At 58.3% G+C, this 21701-nt stretch carries 18 protein-coding genes; 16 read left to right on the plus strand and 2 right to left on the minus strand.

Annotated elements, in window-relative coordinates:
- Positions 1 to 3 precede the first annotated feature (3 nt).
- Both glnD and map read right to left on the minus strand, forming a co-directional pair.
- Positions 4 to 2580: a [protein-PII] uridylyltransferase gene (glnD, locus tag KUV52_RS08380; RefSeq protein ID WP_222525490.1), complete on the minus strand. Its 2577-nt coding sequence runs from the start codon at positions 2578 to 2580 to the stop codon at positions 4 to 6.
- Between the two features lie 7 nt (positions 2581 to 2587).
- A complete protein-coding gene (gene map / locus KUV52_RS08385; RefSeq protein ID WP_222525491.1) occupies positions 2588 to 3382 on the minus strand; it encodes a type I methionyl aminopeptidase in 795 nt (264 codons plus the stop codon).
- A gap of 271 nt (positions 3383 to 3653) precedes the next feature.
- Here map and rpsB point away from each other — a divergent pair, with 271 nt between their 5' ends.
- From rpsB to dnaE, 16 genes are all read left to right on the plus strand, one after another.
- On the plus strand, positions 3654 to 4382 hold the full coding sequence (rpsB, locus tag KUV52_RS08390; RefSeq protein ID WP_222206492.1) for a 30S ribosomal protein S2: 729 nt from the start codon (positions 3654 to 3656) through the stop codon (positions 4380 to 4382).
- Positions 4383 to 4491: 109 nt separating this feature from the next.
- A complete protein-coding gene (gene tsf, locus KUV52_RS08395; RefSeq protein ID WP_222525492.1) occupies positions 4492 to 5364 on the plus strand; it encodes a translation elongation factor Ts in 873 nt (290 codons plus the stop codon).
- Between the two features lie 69 nt (positions 5365 to 5433).
- Positions 5434 to 6165: a UMP kinase gene (pyrH, locus tag KUV52_RS08400; protein ID WP_222525493.1), complete on the plus strand. Its 732-nt coding sequence runs from the start codon at positions 5434 to 5436 to the stop codon at positions 6163 to 6165.
- Between the two features lie 24 nt (positions 6166 to 6189).
- Complete coding sequence (gene frr, locus KUV52_RS08405) at positions 6190 to 6747, plus strand: ribosome recycling factor (RefSeq protein WP_222525494.1); 558 nt, start codon at positions 6190 to 6192, stop codon at positions 6745 to 6747.
- Between the two features lie 89 nt (positions 6748 to 6836).
- Positions 6837 to 7589 (plus strand): polyprenyl diphosphate synthase, encoded by a 753-nt coding sequence (uppS, locus tag KUV52_RS08410; protein WP_222525495.1) that lies wholly within the window; start codon positions 6837 to 6839, stop codon positions 7587 to 7589.
- A 63-nt stretch (positions 7590 to 7652) separates the two neighbouring features.
- Entirely contained in the window at positions 7653 to 8507 is an 855-nt protein-coding gene (locus KUV52_RS08415) for a phosphatidate cytidylyltransferase (RefSeq protein WP_222525496.1), read from the plus strand.
- Positions 8508 to 8511: 4 nt separating this feature from the next.
- Entirely contained in the window at positions 8512 to 9702 is a 1191-nt protein-coding gene (ispC, locus tag KUV52_RS08420; protein ID WP_222525497.1) for a 1-deoxy-D-xylulose-5-phosphate reductoisomerase, read from the plus strand.
- Positions 9702 to 11051: a sigma E protease regulator RseP gene (rseP, locus tag KUV52_RS08425; RefSeq protein ID WP_222525498.1), complete on the plus strand. Its 1350-nt coding sequence runs from the start codon at positions 9702 to 9704 to the stop codon at positions 11049 to 11051. The genes ispC and rseP overlap by 1 nt, the downstream gene beginning before the upstream one ends.
- Positions 11052 to 11080: 29 nt before the next feature.
- On the plus strand, positions 11081 to 13579 hold the full coding sequence (gene bamA / locus KUV52_RS08430) for an outer membrane protein assembly factor BamA (RefSeq protein WP_222525499.1): 2499 nt from the start codon (positions 11081 to 11083) through the stop codon (positions 13577 to 13579).
- Between the two features lie 41 nt (positions 13580 to 13620).
- A complete protein-coding gene (locus KUV52_RS08435; protein ID WP_222525500.1) occupies positions 13621 to 14124 on the plus strand; it encodes an OmpH family outer membrane protein in 504 nt (167 codons plus the stop codon).
- 3 nt (positions 14125 to 14127) lie between these two features.
- On the plus strand, positions 14128 to 15165 hold the full coding sequence (gene lpxD, locus KUV52_RS08440) for a UDP-3-O-(3-hydroxymyristoyl)glucosamine N-acyltransferase (RefSeq protein ID WP_222525501.1): 1038 nt from the start codon (positions 14128 to 14130) through the stop codon (positions 15163 to 15165).
- Between the two features lie 21 nt (positions 15166 to 15186).
- Positions 15187 to 15636, plus strand: coding sequence for a 3-hydroxyacyl-ACP dehydratase FabZ (gene fabZ / locus KUV52_RS08445; RefSeq protein WP_222525502.1), 450 nt, complete (start codon positions 15187 to 15189; stop codon positions 15634 to 15636).
- Positions 15637 to 15639: 3 nt separating this feature from the next.
- Positions 15640 to 16410, plus strand: a complete 771-nt coding sequence (gene lpxA, locus KUV52_RS08450) for an acyl-ACP--UDP-N-acetylglucosamine O-acyltransferase (protein WP_222525503.1) — start codon at positions 15640 to 15642, stop codon at positions 16408 to 16410.
- A 16-nt stretch (positions 16411 to 16426) separates the two neighbouring features.
- The gene (gene lpxB / locus KUV52_RS08455; RefSeq protein ID WP_222525504.1) at positions 16427 to 17599 is read left to right on the plus strand and encodes a lipid-A-disaccharide synthase; all 1173 of its coding nucleotides are present in this window, start codon (positions 16427 to 16429) and stop codon (positions 17597 to 17599) included.
- Positions 17596 to 18171 carry a ribonuclease HII gene (gene rnhB, locus KUV52_RS08460; RefSeq protein ID WP_222525505.1) on the plus strand — a complete coding sequence of 192 codons (576 nt, stop codon included), beginning with the start codon at positions 17596 to 17598 and terminating at the stop codon, positions 18169 to 18171. Before lpxB ends, rnhB begins: the two co-directional genes overlap by 4 nt.
- 11 nt (positions 18172 to 18182) lie before the next feature.
- On the plus strand, positions 18183 to 21680 hold the full coding sequence (gene dnaE, locus KUV52_RS08465) for a DNA polymerase III subunit alpha (protein WP_222525506.1): 3498 nt from the start codon (positions 18183 to 18185) through the stop codon (positions 21678 to 21680).
- The last annotated feature ends 21 nt before the right edge of the window (positions 21681 to 21701 follow it).

The following is a 21701-nucleotide window of genomic DNA, read 5'->3' on the forward strand; positions in this document are numbered from 1 at the left end:
CTCCTAGGGTTGGTCTTGCTCAAGCGCGCCGACCAGGGCGCGACTGAGGGTATCCTGTTCGGCCGGGCTTAAGGCCTGGCCATCTGGGGTGCAGAGCATAAAGAAGTCTTCCGCTTTCTCCCCAACGGTGGTGATTTTTGCCGCCTGGATCGAGAGTCCACAGCGGTCGAACACCTGAGCAATCTGGGCCAGCAGGCCCGGTCGGTCCAGGGTCACCAGTTCCATCATGGTGCAATTTTTACGCTGACTGGAAAGAAACTGCACCCGGGTTGGCACCCGGAATGAACGCAGTTTACGAGACAGCGGACGAAGTGACCTGTTGCTTAAGGTCCCCTTGGTCAGTGCGGTGATGAGACTGTGGCGGAGCCGATTGATCCGCGAAGGATCCTGGATCGGATGGCCATCATGCTCAAGGATTACGAAACTGTCCAGTGCGTATCCGTCCCGAGTGGTGAAGATCTGGGCGTCATGCACTGAGACGCGCTTGGCGTCCAACTGAGCCATCACCATGGCAAACAGGCCCGGTCGGTCAGGGCCGTATACCAGAAGCTCAGTGCCGCCTCGGGTCACATGAGTGGAGAGGTGCACTTGGTAGGCGCTCAGATCCTGCTCCAGCAACATCTCCGAGTGCCATAGGATCTGGGCTGGACTGTATCGCAAAAAGTAGTCGGCGGAGAGGCGTTGCCAGAACGCGTCGATCGCCTCCGGATCGAAGCCCTGGCGAATCAATTGATTCCGGGCCTTGCCCTTGTGTTCACGAATCCGGGCGCGGCTGTCTACGGGCTTCGCCATACCGGCGTTCAGGCGGTCCCGGGTGGCGTGGTAAAGCTCACGCAGCAGTGAACCTTTCCAGTTATTCCAGAGCTTGTCGTTGGTGGCGCAGATGTCTGCCACGGTCAGGCAGTAGAGGTAGGAGAGGCGGTCCGCATCCTGCACCTGCTCGGCAAAGGCCTCAATCACCTCAGGGTCAGTAATGTCCCGGCGCTGGGCCGTCACAGACATCAACAGGTGATGTTCCACCAACCAGGCCACCAGGCGCCCATCGTGCTCGTTCAGGGCATGCTGCTGACAGAACTGGCGCGCTTCCTCGGCACCAATCTCACTGTGGTCCCCTCCACGGCCTTTGCCAATGTCATGGAACAGGGCCGCCAGAACCAGCAATCCTTTTTTCGGCAGTTGATCGATCAACACACTGCCCAGTGGGAAGATCTCTTTGTGTTCCGGGTCCGCAAAGCGCTCAATGAACTGCAGCAACCGGTGGGTATGCTCATCGACGGTAAAGGCGTGGAACAGGTCGAACTGCATCTGTCCGACGATGCGCTGCCAGGGTTTGAGATAGGTGGACAGAATGCCGTGACGGTGCATCAGCGAGAGCGCTTTAATGCCGTCCGGATGGCGCAGTATCGCCATAAACTGTGCCCGGCACTCCGGCAGCTCTGAGAGCGGCTGTTTCTGTTTGCGACGGGCTTTTCGAAGCAGCCTGAGAGTAGCAGTTGAAACCGTGTCCACCTCACGCTGGCGGGCGGCCTGGACAAACAGTGCCAGGATCTGTGCCGGGTCCTCAAACACCTGATCGTGGGCGGCTTCAATCAGACGGCCACGACGGACGAAGGGCCCCTCAAGGGGGACAGGATCAGGCAGTGCCCGGGTGCGGAAGGTAGAGCGGAACAGCCACAGTAGCATCTGGTTCAGTTCGCGGACCGCCCGGACGGTGCGGTAGTAGCGCTTCATCATCTGCTCTACCGCAAGCTGAGTTTCGTCCCGATATCCCATCAGGCTGGCAACCGCACGCTGATGGTCGAACAGCAGGCGGTCCTCGGCGCGGCCTGCGACGCAGTGCAGCGCAAAGCGGAGGCGCCAGAGGTGGTCTCGGCAGGCGTTGAGCTCCTCCAACTCCTCAGGCTCAAGGAATCCGTGGCTGACCAGCTCCGCCAGGCAGGAGGCGTTGAAGTGGCGCATCGCCACCCAGCTGATGGTCTGAATATCCCGAAGGCCGCCGGGGCAGGACTTGAGGTTGGGTTCCAGGTCAAAAGCGGTGGCGCGCTGGTGTCGGGCTTGCTGCTCGGTCAGCTTGGCTTCAAAAAAGGGGGGGCTGGGCCAGAAGTCGTCGGCGCTGATCGCCTGTTGCAGCTCGACATAGAGGGTGTTATCCCCCACCAGATAGCGGGATTCGAGCAGGTTGGTGGCGATGGTGATGTCGGCGCTGGCCTGACTCAGGGTTTCTGCGACGGAGCGGACCGAGTGGCCGACTTCAAGGCGGGCATCCCACAGGGCCTGGAGCAGGGTGGTCAGCTTCTGCTCCAGCTCCGGGGAGGGCACCGGGCCGGTCAGAACCAGCAGGTCAACGTCGGAATGGGGGTGTAACTCACCCCGGCCATAGCCACCTACGGCGATAAGCGCCGCAGGCTCGCTGTCCAGCTCGAAGTGGTGCCAGAGCTGGATCAGGTTCTGATCCATCTCGTAGGCCCGTTCGGCCAGCAGGACGCCGATCGCCTCGCCGTCGATGAACTTCTGTCTGGCCGACTCGGCCTGTGCCCGCAAGCTGTCCCGGCACTGGGTGATGGCGTCCTTGTCCGTCATGGCTGGCTCAGGCGTGTTCGATGACGCGGGGCAGGATCCCCTCTTCGTCGGCGCGCAGGGTCAACACTTCGCAGCCATTCTCAGTCACCAGCAGGGTGTGCTCGTACTGAGCGGAGGGCTGGCCATCTTTGGTGGTGGCAGTCCAACCGTCCTTCTTGCTCACTTTGCAGCGGTAGTCGCCGGCGTTGATCATCGGTTCGATGGTGAAGCACATGCCAGCCTTCAGTTCCAGCTTGCCGCGGTTGCGGTAGTGAACGATTTGGGGCTCTTCGTGGAAGGTTGCACCGATACCGTGACCGCAGAAATCGCGGACCACTGAGAAACCGGCGCGCTCAGCGATGGGCTGAATCACGGCACCGATATCACTGATGCAGGCGCCGGGCTTGATGATCTTGATCGACTCATAGAGACACTCTTGAGTGACTTCGCAGAGTTTGCGGTTGCGCGGGGCGGTGTTACCAACGATGAACATGCGGGAGGTGTCGCCGTGGTAGCCGTCTTTGATCACCGTGATGTCGATGTTGACGATGTCGCCCTCTTTGAGCTTCTTGTGGCTGGGGATGCCGTGGCACACCACCTCGTTGATGGAGATGCAGGTGGACTTGGGAAAACCGTGGTAGTTGAGCGGTGCCGGAATTGCCTTCTGCTCGTTCACGATGAAGTTATGGCAGATCTGGTTCAGTTCGTCGGTGCTGATCCCTGCTTTGACGTGGGGTTCAATCATCTCCAGCACCTGAGCGGCCAGACGGCCAGCCACGCGCATTTTTTCGATCTCTTCAGGGGTCTTGATGACAATGCTCATTAGTCTACTCTTTAGTCGGTTTCTGCCCGCAAAAAATACCCGTCAAATTTGAGCCTGAGGGCGCGTTATGGTATAAAGCGCGCCGACTCTGGCGAGACTGTGACGGGAGGGGCCCTATGGGCAACTGCGGATCGGGCTCAATGGGCGTCATTATATCTGTAAAGTGACTTTATAAACCACACACGTACCGGCACATGCTCCGGGGTGCCCGAAAGGGTCGGAACATGGGGTACGTGGAGGCTTAACCCCAACTTAAATTTTGAGGAATATCATGGCTACTGTATCCATGCGCGACATGCTGAAGGCCGGTGTGCACTTCGGTCACCAAACCCGTTACTGGAACCCCAAGATGAAGCCGTTCATCTTCGGTGCTCGTAACAAGGTTCACATCATCAACCTGGAACACACTGTTCCGATGATGAACGAAGCCCTGGCTTTCCTGGGTGGCGTTGCTTCCAAGAACGGTAAAGTACTGTTCGTAGGTACCAAGCGCGCTGCTGGCCAAGCTGTTCGCGAAGCGGCTCAAAGCTGTGACCAGTACTACGTCGACAACCGCTGGCTGGGCGGCATGCTGACCAACTGGAAGACCGTACGTCAATCCATCAAGCGCCTGAAAGACCTGGAAGCTCAGTCTCAAGACGGCACCTTCGAAAAGCTGACCAAGAAAGAAGCGCTGATGCGTTCTCGTGAAATGGCCAAGCTGGAGAAGTCTCTGGGTGGTATCAAGGACATGGGCGGTCTGCCGGACGCGCTGTTCGTGATCGACGCTGAGCACGAGCACATTGCTATCAAAGAAGCCAACAACCTGGGCATCCCGGTAGTGGCTATCGTTGATACCAACACCAACCCGGATGGCGTTGACTACATCGTACCGGGTAACGACGACGCGATCCGCGCCATCCAGCTGTACACCGGCGCTGTTGCTCAAGCTGTTAAAGAAGGCCGTTCTCAGGATCTGGCTGTTCAAGCTGAGCAAGACGGTTTCGTTGAAGCCGAGTAATAGGGCGGATTGCTTGCAATCTCCCAAAGACCAAGCTGAATGATTGGTTTAACGGGGGCCCTATGGCCCCTGTTTTTTAAATCCGACGATTCTCGAGAGGAATAGGACAATGGCAGTTACTGCTTCCCTGGTAAAAGAGCTGCGCGAGCGTACCGGCGCTGGCATGATGGATTGTAAGAAAGCCCTGGTAGAAACCAACGGCGATATCGAGCTGGCCATCGAGAACATGCGTAAGTCCGGTCTGGCCAAAGCCGCTAAGAAAGCCGGTCGTGTTGCCGCCGAAGGTACCATCGTAATCAAGCAAGAGAACGGTGTTGCTGCAATGGTTGAAGTCAACTGTGAAACTGACTTCGTTGCCATGGACAAGTCTTTCCAGGCTCTGGCCAACGGCGTTGCTGACATCGCTCTGGCTGGCAAGATCACCGACATCGACGCGCTGCGTGCTGCTCCGATGAACGATTCCGACGTTGACACCGTTCGTGCAGAACTGGTTGCCAAGATCGGTGAAAACATGGCGGTTCGTCGTGTTGAAATCGTTGAAGGTTCTAACCTGGGTGCCTACATCCACGGTCGTAAGATCGGTGTTGTAGCGGTTCTGGAAGGTGGCGACGAAGAGCTGGCCAAAGACGTTGCTATGCACGTTGCGGCTTGCAGCCCGCAGTTCGTTACTCCGGAAGACGTATCCGAAGAAGTGGTTGCCAAAGAGCGTGAGATCCAGGTTGAACTGGCCATGAACTCTGGCAAGCCGAAAGAGATCGCTGAGAAGATGGTTGAAGGCCGTATGCGCAAGTTCACCGGTGAGGTTTCTCTGACCGGTCAGGCTTTCGTTAAGGATCCGTCCATCACCGTTGGCAAACTGCTGGAGCAGAAAGGTGCCAAAGTGATCAACTTCGTTCGCCTGGAAGTGGGTGAAGGCATCGAGAAAGAAGAAGTGGATTTCGCTGCAGAAGTAGCCGCTCAGGTTGCCGCTGCCAAGTCCTAAGGACACACTTCTTAACCAAGATCAGACCGCAGCAGCCGCTGCGGTCTTTTAGCATCAGGAAATCAGTCAATGAGCACCAATCCAAAACCTGCATACCGTCGTATTCTGCTGAAACTCAGTGGTGAAGCCCTGATGGGCGAAGAAGGGTTCGGCATCGATCCCAAGGTACTGGACCGCATGGCCCAGGAGATCAAAGAGCTGGTTGAGCTCGGCGTGCAAGTGGGCTTGGTGATCGGGGGCGGTAACCTGTTCCGTGGTGAAGGTCTGGCGAGCGCCGGCATGAACCGCGTGGTGGGCGATCACATGGGTATGTTGGCCACCGTGATGAACGGTCTGGCCATGCGCGATGCCCTGCACCGTGCTTATGTGAATGCTCGTCTGATGTCCGCCATTCCGCTCAACGGTGTGTGCGACAACTACAGCTGGGCGGAGGCGATCAGCCTGCTCAAGTCCGGCCGAGTGGTGATTTTCAGTGCCGGGACCGGCAACCCCTTCTTCACCACCGATTCTGCAGCCTGTCTGCGTGGCATCGAGATTGAAGCCGATGTGGTCCTCAAGGGCACCAAGGTGGATGGCGTTTATACCGATGACCCGGTGAAAAACCCCGATGCGACAAAGTATGATAAGCTCAGCTACCAGGAAGTTCTGGAAAAAGAATTAAAAGTGATGGACCTGTCTGCCTTTACTCTGGCCCGGGATCACCACTTGCCGATCATGGTGTTTAATATGAACGAGCCTGGCGCTCTGCGTAGCGTAGTAATGGGCGACAGCATCGGCACCGTGATCTGCGATCTGGATTAATCTGCTTCAAATAGGACGTACAACGTGATTAACGACATCAAGAAAGACGCCAAAGACCGTATGGTTAAGAGTGTGGAAGCCACCCAAACTCAAATGAGCAAGGTGCGCACCGGTCGAGCCCACCCCAGCCTGCTGGACAGCATCATGGTGTCCTATTACGGCGTTGATACCCCCCTGAAGCAGGTGGGTAACGTTACCACTGAAGATTCTCGTACCCTGGCTGTGACCGTGTTCGATAAGAGCATGATCCAAGCGGTTGAGAAGGCAATCATGGCCTCTGATCTGGGTCTGAACCCGAACTCTGCCGGTACCATGATCCGCATCCCGCTGCCGCCGCTGACCGAAGAGCGTCGTCGTGACCTGGTTAAAGTGGTTCGCGCTGAAGCCGAGCACGGCCGTGTTGCCATTCGCAACATCCGTCGTGACGCCAACAGCGACATCAAGGCGCTGGAGAAGGACAAAGAGATCAGTGAAGATGACGCTCGCCGTGGTGAAGACGACATCCAGAAGCTGACCGATCAGTACGTTAAAGAGATCGACGCCATCCTGGCTGACAAAGAAAAAGAGTTGATGGAAGTCTAAGCCCTTCTATCCTCCCTAGAGATAAAACGCCGTGTAGGGGTATACTACGCGGCGTTTGTGTTTTTAACCCTATCAGGAAGTTCCACTGAATGACCCAACCCGACCAGCAGGCGAACGTCGTTCCCACGCCTAAACACATCGCCATCATCATGGATGGCAATGGTCGTTGGGCTGAAGCACAGGGGCAGCCCAGAGTCATGGGGCATCGTGCCGGCGTTAAGTCGGTGCGCGATGTCGTCGCCCTTTGCCGTCAGCATCAGGTGGAATCCTTGACCCTGTTCGCCTTCTCCAGTGAAAACTGGCGTCGACCGGAAGGGGAAGTGAAGCTGCTGATGCGCCTGTTTTCTGTTGTGCTGCGTCGGGAAGCGAAGCTGCTGAAGCGCAACGACGTCCGGTTGAAAATCATTGGCGACGTCAGTGGTTTTGATCAAAAGCTCCAGGTCCGTATTCGCCAGGCGGAAGCGGACACAGCCCACTGCCAGGGCATGGTGCTGAACATCGCAGCCAATTACGGTGGTCGGTGGGACGTGGTGAACGCCGCGCGCAAACTGGCTGATCTCGCGGTGCAGGGGGAGATTGTGCCGAGTGACATCGACGAAGTGCTGTTTGACCGCTTTACGTCGCTCTCTGACCAACCCGAGGTGGATCTGCTGATCCGTACCGGAGGTGAGCAGCGGATCAGCAATTTTCTGCTCTGGCAGTGCGCTTACAGCGAACTGTTTTTCTCCGATGCCCTTTGGCCAGATTTTGGTGAAACCGCACTGCAGGAGGCATTGGACTCCTTTGCAAGCCGTCAACGGCGCTTCGGTCTCACCAGCGCCCAAGTGGCAACCGTTGAGTAAAGGGTGCCTGCGCCCTCTACACTTCGCTCAGGCGATAACTAAAAAAGAAAAAAAGAGGTTTTTTTGCTTAAGCAACGTGTCCTGACCGCCCTGTGTCTGCTGCCTTTGGCCCTGGCCGGGATCTTCATGCTGCCTGTGCCCGCTTTTGCGCTGGCGGTGGCGGCCGTTATCGTTCTGGCGGCCCGTGAGTGGGGTGCCCTGATCCGACCCGGTGACCAAATGATTAAGGGTGCCTACGCCGTGGCCGTAGCCGTGTTGCTGGCGGCGCTGATGGTGCTGGTGCCCGATGAGCTGCTCTGGAGCGGCCATCAACTCCACCCCTTGGCCCATGGCGTACTCCTGGCCGGGGCACTCTGGTGGCTGGCTGCGCTGGCGCTGGTGTTGACCTATCCGCGCAGTGCCCGCTGGTGGCATCGCTCTGCCTGGCTCAAATCTCTGTTTGGTCAATTGACCCTGCTGCCTTGCTTTGTGGCCCTGGTCGTCCTGAAAAGCTGGCCCGGTCTGAACGGCATGGGCGGCGCCTATCTGGTGCTGGCAGTATTGCTGCTGGTCTGGGGGGCGGATACCGGCGCTTACTTTGTTGGCAAGGCGATTGGAAAGAACAAATTGATTCCCCGGGTCAGCCCAGGAAAAACCCGCGAAGGCCTGTTTGGCGGCATGGCCGTCTGTGCCCTGCTGGGCGCACTGGGCGCCTACCTGGTGCCGGAACTGAACCTCATCACCGCGCTGACTCTGGCGCTTATCACCGGTCTGGCGTCTGCTCTGGGTGACCTTACCGAAAGCATGTTCAAACGTGCCGCTGATATCAAAGACAGTGGTCGACTGTTGCCCGGGCACGGTGGTGTGCTGGATCGCATCGATAGCGTGACTGCCGCCATGCCGGTGTTCGCTCTGCTCTATCTCTATTTTGGGATCTGATTTCATGCAAAATCTGGCGGTAATGGGGGCTACCGGTTCCATCGGAACCAGCACCCTGGATGTGATCCGTCGTCATCCTGATAAGTATCGAGCTTACGCCCTGTGCGCGCACAGCAGCGCCGAAGCGATGGCAACCTTATGTCGGGAGTTGGAACCCGCTTACGCCGTGATGGTGGAGCCTGAGGCCGCCAAACGTCTTGAGCAGGCGCTGGCCGGAAAGGTAGCGACTCAGGTTCTGGCCGGGGAAGAGGCCCTGATCGAGGTGGCGGGACTGCCTGAGGTGGATACCGTTATGGCAGCCATCGTTGGGGCGGCAGGTTTGCATTCAACCCTGAAGGCGGTTGAGCAGGGCAAACGCGTGCTGCTGGCCAACAAGGAGGCCCTGGTAGTGTCCGGTCGCCTGTTTATGGACGCCGTGGCCCAAAGCGGTGCCACACTGCTCCCGGTGGACTCTGAGCACAACGCCATCTTCCAGAGCTTGCCTGAAAGCGTTCAGACCCGCCTCGGCCACTGCGATCTGGCGGGTAACGGCATCTCTCATTTGCTGCTGACCGGATCCGGCGGGCCGTTCCGCACCCGTGACCTCACCACGTTCGACGCCATCACGCCTGCAGAAGCTTGCGCCCATCCCAACTGGAGCATGGGCCGTAAGATCTCTGTCGACTCCGCCACCATGATGAATAAAGGGTTGGAGTACGTGGAGGCCCGCTGGCTGTTCAACGCTTCGGCTGAGCAGATCCAGGTGGTGATTCATCCCCAGAGCGTTATCCACTCCATGGTGCAGTACAAAGATGGCTCGGTACTGGCCCAGATGGGGCAACCGGATATGCGGACGCCCATTGCCCACTCCATGGCCTATCCTGATCGGATCCGGGCCGGTGTGGAACCATTGGACTTTTTCCGGGTCGGACAATTGACCTTCGAGCAACCGGATTTTTCCCGCTACCCTTGCCTGAAGCTGGCCATTGAGGCCTGTAATCATGGGCAGGAAGCGACCACCGTGCTCAACGCGGCCAATGAAGTGGCGGTTGCCGCCTTTCTTGATGGCCAGATCCGCTTTAGTGACATTGCCCGGGTAAATGGGTACTGTCTGGAGCAGGCTGAGTTGGCGCCTTTGGGGACGCTGGAAGGCTTGGCACAACTGGATACCCAGGCCCGGGCTTTGGCGCGGGACTGGCTGAGTAGAGGACACTGATGCTGGCATTTTTGTGGAACCTGGGCGCTTTTATTGTCGCGCTGGGGATCCTGGTAACCGTTCACGAGTTTGGCCACTTCTGGGTAGCCAGACGCTGTGGTGTAAAGGTGGAACGCTTCTCCATCGGCTTTGGCAAGGCGATTTGGCGTCGCACCGGTGCGGATGGTACCGAGTATGTGGTGGCGGCTATTCCCCTGGGCGGTTATGTCAAAATGCTGGATGGGCGGGTGGACAATCTGCCTGCCGAACTGGAATCCCAGGCGTTTGACCGCAAATCCGTATGGCAGCGTATCGCCATTGTTGCTGCTGGCCCTCTGGCCAACTTCCTCTTTGCCCTGTTTGCGCTCTACCTGATGTTCCTGGTTGGCGTGCCGGCAGTTAAGCCGGTGCTGGACCGTCCGGCAGAAGGCTCTATTGCGGCCAGCGCTCAGCTTGAAGAAAAAAGCCTGATCACCTCAGTGGCGGGACAGCCAGTACTGGATTGGGAAGCGGTGAATCTGGCACTGCTTGGCCAACTCGGCAATCAACGCATCCCCCTGACCGTTGAGGCGCCCGGCGGCGGCCAGCGTGACGTGGTTCTGGATACCCAGAACTGGCAGGTCAACCCCGAAAACGAATCGCTTCTGACCAGCCTGGGGTTGGTACCCTGGTCTCCTAAGGCCACCGACACGCTGGCGTTTGTGGATGAACAAGGCGCGGCTTACGCCGCTGGTGTTCGTCAGGGTGACCGTCTGATTGCTCTGGGTGGCCAGCCCTACGAGGGCTGGGAACAGTTGGTTGGCATGGTTGAGTCCCACGCGGATACGCCTCTGACCATCGAAGTGGCCCGTGAAGGCGAGCGTCTGAACTACACCATGGTGCCCAAGGGGCAGCTTGAGAATGGGCAGCTGGTTGGCAAGATTGGTGTGGCCCCCGGTCGGGATGCCTGGCCCGAAGCGTATCGCATCGACCTTAAGTACGGCGTGATTGAAGCCCTGAGCAAAGCGGCCTCCCGAACCTGGGAATTGACCTCACTGACCTTCAAGATGATCGGTAAACTGTTTACCGGTGATGTCTCCGTGAAGAGTCTGAGCGGCCCCATCTCCATTGCTCAGGGAGCGGGTGCAACGGCGGGATTTGGGCTGGTTTATTTCCTTGGCTTCCTGGCACTGATCAGTGTGAACCTTGGAATCATCAACCTGTTGCCTCTGCCTGTGCTTGATGGTGGCCACTTACTTTATTACTTTATTGAACTTTTAACGGGTCGTCCGGTGCCGGAGCGGGTACAGGAGATCGGTTTCCGAATCGGCTCGGCGCTACTTCTGTTGTTGATGTCCATTGCCATTGTCAACGATGTCGCCCGACTTTAGGGACTAAGGGAATAACAAGAAACGCGTCTATGAGACTGAATAAAATCATGGCGTCGATGCTGCTGGTCGGGGTGACCTACACGGGTCATGCTCAGGCTGCCGGATTCGAGCCATTTGTCGTTGACGACATTAAAGTTGAAGGATTGCAGCGTGTTGCCCTTGGGGCGGCACTGCTTAACTTACCTATCAAAGTCGGGGATGAGCTGGACCCATTGCTGCTGCAGCAGTCGATCCGTGCGCTTTACGCCTCTTCCAACTTTGAAGACGTTCAGGTGTCCCGAGATGGGAACACCCTGGTGGTCAAAGTGACCGAACGTCCCACCATCTCCAGCATCGTTCTTGATGGCAACAAAGACATCAAGGATGAGCAGTTGCAGGAAAGCCTCGACAGCTCCGGCGTAAAAGTCGGCGAGCCTCTCGACCGCACCATTCTCACCGAGATTGAGAAAGGCCTGCAGGACTTCTACTTCAGCGTGGGTAAGTACAACGCCCGCGTGGAAGCTCAGGTGGTCAATCTGCCCCGTAACCGGGTTGAGCTGAAGTTCCAGTTTAAAGAGGGTGATGCCGCTGAGATCCACCAGATCAACGTGGTCGGTAACACCATCTTTGCGGACGACGAATTGATCAGCCAACTGGAGCTGACCGACTATGTCGCCTGGTGGGACTTCTTCGGCGATCGCCGCTACCAGAAGCAGAAGCTGGAAGGCGATCTGGAAACCCTCACCTCCTATTACCAGGATCGTGGCTATATCCGCTTCCGTGTCGACTCCACCCAGGTGGCGATGACCCCGGATAAGAAGGCGCTCTACGTCACCATCAACGTGGATGAAGGCGAGAAATACACCGTTAAGGAGATCAACCTGACCGGTGAGCTTCTGGATAAGCGTGAGCTGCTGGAGCGTCTGGTTCCGCTGCAAACGGGCAGCACCTATAACGGTGCCGAAGTGACCTTCACCGAGGAGCTGATCAGTAAGTTCCTGGGCCGCTACGGTTATGCCTACCCGGAAGTGAGTACCTACCCTGAAATTGATGATGAGACTCAGGAAGTCACCCTCAACATCAACATCAATCCAGGCAAACGCGTCTATGTCCGCAATGTAGAGTTCACCGGTAACCAGGTGACCAAGGACGAGGTGCTGCGCCGCGAGATGCGTCAGATGGAGGGGGCCTGGCTGAATAGCCGTAATGTCGAACTCTCCAAAGAGCGTCTGAACCGTCTCGGCTTCTTTGAAACCGTTGAGTCCACGACCACGCCGGTTCCCGGTTCCGATGACCTGGTAGATGTCACCTACAACGTCAAAGAGCAGCCCTCCGGCTCCTTTACCTTTGGCGTGGGCTACGGTACCGAGAGTAAGCTGAGTCTGCAGTTGGGCCTGTCCCAGAGCAACTTTATGGGCTCCGGTAACAGCGTTGGCATCAACGTCAACACCAACAGCTACTCCAAGAGTGTGAACCTCTCCTATCGCGATCCTTATTTCACCAAGGACGGCGTAAGTGCAGGGGGGAACATCTATTGGTCCGCCTTTGACGCTGACCAGTTCTACTTGGAGTCCTATAAGAACGACTCTTACGGCCTGGGCTTTGATCTCTCCTGGCCGGTGAACGAATACAACCGTCTGGGTGTGGGTATCGGCTATCGCCACAACGAACTGTCCGAAGTGTCGCCCTATCAGCAGGTGTTGAAGTTCTACAACATCTACGCGGATGTGAATAACCCGACCACCACGCTGGCGTTCGACAACTTTGAGTTTAATGGCAACTGGACCCGAAGCACGCTGAACCGCGGCATGTTCCCCACAGCCGGTAACAACCAGCGTTTTACCGGTAAAATGACGGTTCCGGGCAGTGACAACCAGTACTTTAAACTGAACTTTGACACCAGCTTCTACGTCCCGCTGAACCGGACCCATGAGTGGGTGTTCCTGACCCGGGGACGGGTGGGCTACGGTAATGGCTACGGCACCTTCGACAACGGTGGCGTGGAGCACGACCAGATCCTGCCGTTCTGGGAGAACTTCTACGCCGGGGGCAGCACCATTCTGCGCGGCTTCGAAACCAACTCCGTGGGTCCGCGTGCTTTCTACCTGACCGGTGATGGCACCCCCTGTATCCCGGACCCGTCAGGTTTCCCGGGCTGCAGTCTGCCGGGTAGCCCGGATACCATTTCGGTGGATAGCGGCCGCTCCGTGGGCGGTAATGCCATTGCCACCCTGAGTGCCGAGCTGATCGTTCCGACGCCGTTCCTGGACGAAGCTTATCGCAACACCGTACGGACCTCGTTGTTCGTTGATGCCGGTAACGTGTGGGATACGGAGTTTGATTACGACAGCTACCGCTTCCTGCCGCAGTCGGAGTTTGATAAGTTGCAGGACTTCTCTGACCCCGGTCGGATCCGGGCCTCCTACGGTCTTTCCGTGCAGTGGGTTTCCCCGATGGGGCCGATGGTGTTCAGCCTGGCCTGGCCCATCAAGGAATACGAGGGAGACAGAACGGAAGTCTTCTCGTTTAACATTGGCCGCACGTTCTAACACGACGTGGGTTTGAGATTCTTTTTGAAGGAGTGAGTGTTTTGAAAAAAGTGATTGCTACCGCCGCCTTGATGCTGGCGACCCTGGCTCCGGCCGCTATGGCCGAGCAGAAGATCGCCATCGTTGATATGGGCGCGGTTGTTGCTCAGCACCCGCAGCGTGAAGCCATCGGCCAGCAGATGGAAAAGGACTTCGGTGAGCGCATGGCAGAAGTGCGCAAGCTGCAAGAGGAACTGCGCGGTCTGGCTGAGAAGAGCCAGCGTGACGGTGCTCTGATGTCTGACCAGCAGAAAACTGAGCTGGAGCGCCAGGCTCAGTCCATTCAGGCCGACCTGCAGCTGAAGGGTCAGGCGCTGGAAGAGGACATGCAGAAGCGTCAGGCTCAGGAGCAGCAGAAGATCCTGATGGACGTGAAGCGTGCCATCGATTCCGTTGCCGCTGCTGAAGGCTATGACATTGTTCTGGAAGCCCGCGCAGCGCTCTATGCCAAAGAGCAGATCGACATCTCTGCTAAGGTTGTGGAAACCATCTCCAAGGGCAACTGATCCATGACGACAATGACCCTGGCGCAGTTGGCGAGCGCCCTAGGGGCTCGTCTGCAGGGTAATGGCGACACCCTCATTGAGGGTGTCGCTACGTTGAGCAATGCCAACGCCTCGCAGATCGCCTTCCTGGCCAACAGTAAATATCGCAGTCAGCTGGACAGCACCGCCGCCGGGGCGGTGATTTTGTCTGAAGCGGATGCCGAACATTTCACCGGCAACGCGCTGATCATGGCCAATCCCTATCTGGGATACGCTCAAGTCGCGCAGTTGCTGGACACGACACCGGATTCTGCGGAAGGGGTTCACCCGACGGCGGTAGTGCATCCGGAAGCAACCCTGGGCGACAATGTGAGTGTTGGCGCGAACGCGGTGATCGAAGCGGGCGCCGTTATCGGTGATAATACCCAGATCGGCCCCGGCTGCGTCATCGGACGTGGCGCTCAGGTCGGTGCTGGCACCAAACTGTGGGCCAATGTGACCCTGTACCACAGCGTAGTGCTGGGCGCGGAGTGCATTGTGCACAGCGGTGCTGTCATCGGCTCCGACGGTTTCGGTTATGCCAATGAGAAGGGCCAGTGGGTTAAGATCCCGCAGTTGGGCTCGGTTCGTATTGGCGACCGGGTTGAGATTGGCGCTAATGCCTGCATCGACCGGGGGGCGCTGGATGACACCATCATCGAAGAGGGCGTGATCCTCGATAATCTGGTTCAGATTGCCCATAACGACGTGATTGGCGCGCATACCGCAATCGCTGGCGCGACCGTTGTGGCAGGCAGTACCTCCATCGGCAAGTACTGCATCATTGGTGGCAACAGCGCCATTGCTGGCCATCTGACCATCGCCGATGGCACCCACATCTCCGGCATGACCGGGGTGACCGGGAGCATCAAGGAAAAAGGGCTGTACGCCTCGCCCCCGCCGCTGCAGGAAGCAAAACAATGGCGGAAAAATAGCGTGCGTATGCGACAGCTGGACGAGATGTACCGCCGCCTGCGCGATCTGGAAAAGCAGATGGCCCAACTGGCCACTGACGACAACTAATTTTTTCTTGAGGACAGTGCTTTGTCAGAGCAACTGAACACCATGGATATCCAGGAGATCCTGGACTATTTGCCGCATCGCCACCCCTTCGTCCTGGTGGACCGCGTGCTGGATATCGTACCTGGCGAGCGCCTGGTGGCTCGCAAGAACGTCACCTTTAATGAGCCCTTCTTTCCGGGTCACTTCCCCAATATGGCGATCATGCCCGGGGTACTGATTCTCGAAGCTCTGGCTCAGGCGTCCGCCATTCTGGCGTTCAAAACCCATGGTAAGCAGGACAACGCCCTGTACCTGTTCGCCGGCATCGACAACGCCCGCTTTAAGCAGCCTGTTGTCCCCGGAGACTGCCTCACACTGGAAGTGGAATTCATCAAGGAACGCCGTGGCATTGCCTTTTACGCTGCCCGTGCCCTGGTTGATGGCAAGGTGGTCTGCAGCGCAGACCTGATGTGTGCCAAACGCGAGATCTAAGACGTGATTGATGCTACTGCCGTCGTTCATCCGGACGCGAAAATCGGAAATAACGTGACTATCGGGCCGTTCTGTTACGTCGGCCCGGACGTGATCATTGGCGACGACACCTGGCTAAGCAGCCACGTGGTAATCAAAGGCCCGGCGACCATTGGAAAGGGCAACAAGTTCTTCCAGTTCTCCTCCATTGGTGAAGAGTGCCAGGACAAGAAATACATGGGTGAGCCGACTCGTGTTGAGATTGGCGACAACAACGTATTCCGCGAGTGCTGCACCGTGCACCGTGGCACCGTACAGGATGAGGGGCTGACCAAGATCGGCTCTGACAACCTGTTTATGGCCTACACCCACGTGGCCCACGATTGCGTCGTCGGTAACCATGTGATTCTGGCCAACAATGCCTCCATCGCCGGCCACGTTAAAGTGGACGACTGGGCGATCCTGGGCGGCATGACCGGCGTGCACCAGTTTGTTCACATCGGGGCTCACGCCTTCACCGCAGGCTGCTCTCTGGTACTGCAGGATGTGCCGCCCTATGTGATGGTGTCCGGTCAGAGTGCGGTACCCCGCGCCACTAACAGCGAAGGTCTGAAGCGTCGCAACTTCTCCAAGGAAGCGGTGCTGGCGATCCGTCGTGCCTACAAGCTGCTCTATCGCAGCGGCTTGACCACGGCCGAAGCGCTGCCCCAAATCCGGGAACTGGCCGAAGAGCATCCCGAGGTCGCCATCATGGCCGACTTCGTGGAGAACTCCAGCCGCGGTATCGTGCGCTAACGATGAGGAGAGACGCTTGCGTCCATTAACCATCGGAATCGTCGCCGGAGAACTCTCCGGCGATATTTTAGGTGCTGGTCTTATCCAAGCGATTCGCGCGCGTCATCCTGACGCGCGCTTTGTTGGTATTGGCGGCCCCCGCATGCTCGAACTGGGCATGGAGAGCCTCTTCCCGATGGAAGATCTGGCGGTGATGGGGCTGTTCGAGGTTCTCGGCAGCTTGCCCCGCCTGCTGAAGATTAAGCGGGAGTTAGTGGCGCATCTGTCTGAGCTGAAACCCGACGTGTTTGTGGGGATCGATGCTCCCGACTTCAACCTGCGGATTGAGAAGATCCTGAAGGATCGCGGTATCCCTACGGTGCACTATGTCAGTCCGTCAGTGTGGGCCTGGCGACCCAAGCGGATCTTCAAAATCGACGCCGCCACCGATCAGGTACTGGCTCTGTTGCCTTTTGAAAAGGCGTTCTATGACCAGTACAACGTCAGCTGCGAGTTTGTTGGTCACACACTGGCGGATGAGATCCCGCTGGAGAGCGATCAGGGTGAAGCGCGAGAAGCGCTGGGCCTGCCCCAATCCGGCAAGGTGCTGGCGCTGCTTCCGGGCAGTCGCGGAGGCGAGATGAGCCGGCTTGGCCCGGACTTCATTCAGACCGCCGCCGAGCTGAAGCGTCGTCAGCCTGAGCTGACCATCGTAGTGCCGCTGGCCAATGAGCATCGTCGGGCTCAGTTTGATCAGTTGCTGGCGAACTGCCCTGAGCCGCCGGAATTGACTCTGGTGGATGGCCAGTCGCGCACCGTGATGGCCGCCAGTGACGTCATCCTGCTGGCCTCGGGCACCGCAACACTGGAAGCGATGCTGGTTAAGCGTCCCATGGTGGTGGCGTACAAAGTGGCGCCACTCTCCTACCAATTGGCCAAACGACTGATGTTGATCGACCGGTTCAGCCTGCCCAATCTGCTCTCCGGGGAGAAGGACCTGGTGCCGGAGTTGATCCAGCACGATTGCACCGTGGACAACCTGGTGGCCGAAGTGGAAGCCAAGCTGGCGATGGATCCCGCGCCGCTGTTGGCGCGCTTCACCGAACTGCACAAGCAGATCCGCCTGGATGCCTCAGAGCGGGCTGCTGACGCCGTGCTGGCGCTGGTGCCTGGGCAACCTCAACGTCTGGCCGGGGAGGCCGCCCAATGACCCTGTTGATCGCCGGTGTGGATGAAGTGGGCCGTGGCCCACTGGTGGGTGACGTGGTCACTGCCGCCGTGATTCTTGACCCCAACAACCCCATTGAGGGGCTGCGAGACTCCAAGAAACTCAGTGAAAAACGGCGAGCGGCCCTTTACGATGAGATCCGTGAAAAAGCCTTGGCCTGGTGCGTAGCGCGGGCCAGCGTGGCGGAGATCGATCAACTGAATATTCTCCACGCCACCATGCTCGCCATGCAGCGTGCCGTGGCGGGCCTGCCCGTGACGCCCGGGCTGATCCGGGTGGACGGCAACCGCTGTCCCGATTTCGGTGGCCTGGCGGCAGAAGCCCTGGTCAAGGGTGATGATAAGGAACCGGCGATCAGTGCCGCCTCCATCTTGGCGAAAGTGACCCGGGACGAGGAGATGAAAGCGCTGGATCAGCGTTATCCTCAGTACGGATTTGCGGCCCACAAAGGGTATCCGACGGCGGTCCACCTGACTGCCCTGGCGGAGCATGGTGCTCTGCCTGAACATCGCACCAGTTTTAAACCGGTCCGGCGAGCGCTGGGCCTGGAGTAACGACACACGCCATGAGCGAACCCAAATTTATCCACCTGCGGGTCCATTCCGACTTCTCCATGGTCGATGGCCTGGCCAAAGTTGGCCCCCTGCTGAAGCGGGTGGCCGAGCTTGGCATGCCCGCAGTGGCGCTGACCGACCAGACCAACCTTTGCGGTCTGGTGAAGTTCTACGGTGGCGCTCACGGTAGCGGCATCAAGCCGATCATCGGTGCCGATTTCTGGATGCTCAGCCCGTTGCAGGGTGAGGAGCAGTCCCGCATCGTGGTGTTGGCGATGAACAACACCGGCTACGCCAACCTGACCGAGCTTATCTCCAAGGCTTACCTGCGGGGCCACGTGGATCATCGTCCGGTGATCGACCGGGCCTGGCTCGAGGAACTGGGCGAAGGACTTATTCTGCTCTCCGGCGCCAAAGACGGCGAACTGGGTAAAGCCCTGGTTAAGGGCAACCTGCCGATGGCCAGGGAGATTGCCGAGTTTTATCAGACCCACTTCCCGGACCGTTACTACGTTGAATTGCATCGCACCGGCCGTGCCGACGATGAGAGCTACGTGCACAATGCCGTGGCCTTTGCCGATGAGCAGGGCCTGCCGCTGGTGGCCACCAACGAAGTGGTGTTCCTGAACCAGGACGATTTCGAATTTCACGAGATCCGTGTCTGTATTCACGATGGCTACCCGCTGGACGATGCCCGTCGACCGCGCCTCTACTCCGATCAGCAGTATCTGCGCTCCGAGGAGGAGATGTGTGAACTGTTTGCCGACATCCCGGAGGCACTGGAAAACACGGTCGAGATCGCCAAGCGCTGTAACGTCACGGTGCGACTCGGTGAATACTTCCTGCCGGATTTCCCAACAGGCGATCTGAAGATTGAGGATTTCCTGGTTAAGGTGTCCGAAGAGGGACTTGAGGAGCGCCTTGAGTTTCTGTTCCCGGATCCGGAGGAGCGGGCGGCCAAGCGTGGCGAGTACGATGAGCGTCTCAAGATTGAACTTGAGGTGATCAACAACATGGGCTTCCCGGGTTACTTCCTCATCGTGATGGAGTTTATCCAGTGGTCCAAGGACAACAACATTCCGGTGGGCCCCGGACGGGGCTCCGGTGCGGGCTCTCTGGTGGCCTACGCCCTTAAAATTACCGACCTCGATCCGCTGGAATTTGACCTGCTGTTCGAACGCTTCCTTAACCCGGAACGGGTCTCCATGCCCGATTTCGACGTCGACTTCTGTATGGATCGACGGGACGAAGTGATTGAACACACCGCCGAGCTGTATGGCCGTGACGCGGTATCTCAGATCATCACCTTCGGTACCATGGCCGCCAAGGCGGTGGTGCGGGATGTGGGCCGCGTATTGGGCCACCCCTTCGGTTTTGTTGATCGCATCTCCAAGCTGATCCCAGGCGACCCGGGGATGACCCTGAGCAAAGCCTTTGAGGTGGAGCCGCAGTTGCAGGAGGTGTACGACGGTGACGAAGAGGTTCGCACCCTGATCGACATCGCCCGCAAGCTCGAGGGCACCACCCGTAACGCCGGTAAACACGCCGGGGGCGTGGTTATCGCGCCCACCAAGATCACCGATTTCGCGCCGCTTTACTGCGACGATGAAGGGAAGCACCCGGTTACCCAGTTCGATAAGAACGACGTGGAAACCGCCGGTCTGGTGAAGTTCGACTTCCTGGGTCTGCGGACCCTGACCATTATCCAGTGGGCGCTGGATATGCTGAATCCGGCGCTGGAAGCCAAAGGCAAAGCGCCGGTGCGGATCGAGTCGATCCCACTGGATGACCCCAGAAGCTTCGAACTGCTGCAACGCTCCGAAACCACCGCCGTATTCCAGCTGGAATCCCGCGGCATGAAGGAGTTGATTAGCCGCCTTAAGCCGGACTGCTTCGAAGATATGATCGCACTGGTGGCCCTGTTCCGACCGGGGCCGCTGCAATCGGGCATGGTGGACAACTTTATCGACCGTAAGCACGGTCGTGAGGCGATCTCCTACCCGGATGAAACCTGGCAGCACGAGAGCCTAAAGCCGATCCTTGAGCCCACCTACGGCATCATCCTGTACCAGGAGCAGGTGATGCAGATCGCCCAGGTGCTGTCCGGCTATACCCTGGGTGGCGCGGACATGTTGCGCCGGGCCATGGGTAAGAAAAAACCGGAGGAGATGGCTAAACAGCGGGCCACCTTCGAAGAGGGCGCGGTCAACAACGGCGTTGACGGCGAACTGGCGATGAAGATCTTCGACCTTGTGGAGAAGTTCGCCGGTTACGGCTTCAACAAATCCCACTCCGCCGCTTACGCTCTGGTGTCCTACCAGACCCTGTGGATGAAGACCCACTACCCGTCCTACTTTATGGCGGCGGTGATGTCGGCGGATATGGACAACACCGATAAGGTGGTGACGCTGGTGGATGAGTGCAACCGCATGGGTCTGCCGGTGCTGCCGCCGGATGTGAACCAGGGGCTGTACAAGTTCAACGTCAACGAGAAAGAGGAGATCGTCTACGGCATCGGTGCCATCAAGGGCGTGGGTGAAGGCCCGGTAGACGAAATCCTGGCGGCCCGTGAACGGGGCGGCAACTTCCTTGATCTGTTTGATTTCTGCAACCGGGTGGACCTGAAGAAGGTCAACCGCCGCACCATTGAAAAACTGATTCTGGCTGGCGCCATGGATAACCTTGGGCCACGCCTACCGGACGGTGCCCCGCACCGTGCCAGCCTGATGGCGACACTGGCGGAGGCGATGAAGTCCGCCGCCCAAAACGCCCGCAACGTCGCCCAGGGCATGGATGATCTGTTCGGCACCCTGACGCCGGAGCCGGAGCAGGCCCACCACTCTTTTGTCAAAGTGGCCCCCTGGACCGACAAAGAGTGGCTGGACGGCGAGCGGGAAACTCTGGGTCTGTATCTGACCGGACACCCGATCAATCAGTATCTAAAAGAGCTGAAGAAGTTCACCGCCGGACGACTGAAGGATGTCTCCCCCACCGGCCGTGGCAAGACCACCCGGGCCGCCGGCCTGGTGATTGCGGCCCGCATTATGGTCACCAAGCGTGGCAGCAAAATGGGGATTTTTACCCTCGACGACAAATCCGGTCGCCTTGAGGTGATGCTGTTTGCCGAAGGGGTTGAGAAGTATCAGGATCTGTTGACCACCGACCGGGTTTTGGTGGTTGAGGGAGAGGTCAGCTTTGATCAGTTCAGCGGTGGCAATAAACTGTCCGCCAAAGAAGTGCTGGATATTGGCCAGGCGCGTGAACGCTACGCGCGGGCGTTGGTTCTGAATGTGGACCAGCAGGAGGCCGATGCGGCCCGACTGGACTCCCTGAAGACCCTGTTGAATGAACATGGCGCCGGTGGTTGCCCGGTGCAGATCCAATATCAGCGACCCGACGCTCATGGCGTCTTTGAGCTGGGCGACGCCTACCGGGTGGTGCCCACCGATGAGTTGCTGGAAGGGCTGAAAAAGCTATTTGGGTCGGACAAGGTAACTGTGGCATTTTAACGGCTGGGGCGGCGCCCCCCC

This window comes from Ferrimonas balearica (assembly GCF_019802055.1).
Classification (GTDB): domain Bacteria; phylum Pseudomonadota; class Gammaproteobacteria; order Enterobacterales; family Shewanellaceae; genus Ferrimonas; species Ferrimonas balearica_A.

Coding starts and splice junctions, on each gene's coding strand:
- glnD (WP_222525490.1), bottom strand. CDS start 2,580: ATGACGGACAAGGACGCCATCACCCAGTGCCGGGACAGCTTGCGGGCA.
- map (WP_222525491.1), bottom strand. CDS start 3,382: ATGAGCATTGTCATCAAGACCCCTGAAGAGATCGAAAAAATGCGCGTG.
- rpsB (WP_222206492.1), top strand. CDS start 3,654: ATGGCTACTGTATCCATGCGCGACATGCTGAAGGCCGGTGTGCACTTC.
- tsf (WP_222525492.1), top strand. CDS start 4,492: ATGGCAGTTACTGCTTCCCTGGTAAAAGAGCTGCGCGAGCGTACCGGC.
- pyrH (WP_222525493.1), top strand. CDS start 5,434: ATGAGCACCAATCCAAAACCTGCATACCGTCGTATTCTGCTGAAACTC.
- uppS (WP_222525495.1), top strand. CDS start 6,837: ATGACCCAACCCGACCAGCAGGCGAACGTCGTTCCCACGCCTAAACAC.
- ispC (WP_222525497.1), top strand. CDS start 8,512: ATGCAAAATCTGGCGGTAATGGGGGCTACCGGTTCCATCGGAACCAGC.
- rseP (WP_222525498.1), top strand. CDS start 9,702: ATGCTGGCATTTTTGTGGAACCTGGGCGCTTTTATTGTCGCGCTGGGG.
- bamA (WP_222525499.1), top strand. CDS start 11,081: ATGAGACTGAATAAAATCATGGCGTCGATGCTGCTGGTCGGGGTGACC.
- lpxD (WP_222525501.1), top strand. CDS start 14,128: ATGACGACAATGACCCTGGCGCAGTTGGCGAGCGCCCTAGGGGCTCGT.
- rnhB (WP_222525505.1), top strand. CDS start 17,596: ATGACCCTGTTGATCGCCGGTGTGGATGAAGTGGGCCGTGGCCCACTG.
- dnaE (WP_222525506.1), top strand. CDS start 18,183: ATGAGCGAACCCAAATTTATCCACCTGCGGGTCCATTCCGACTTCTCC.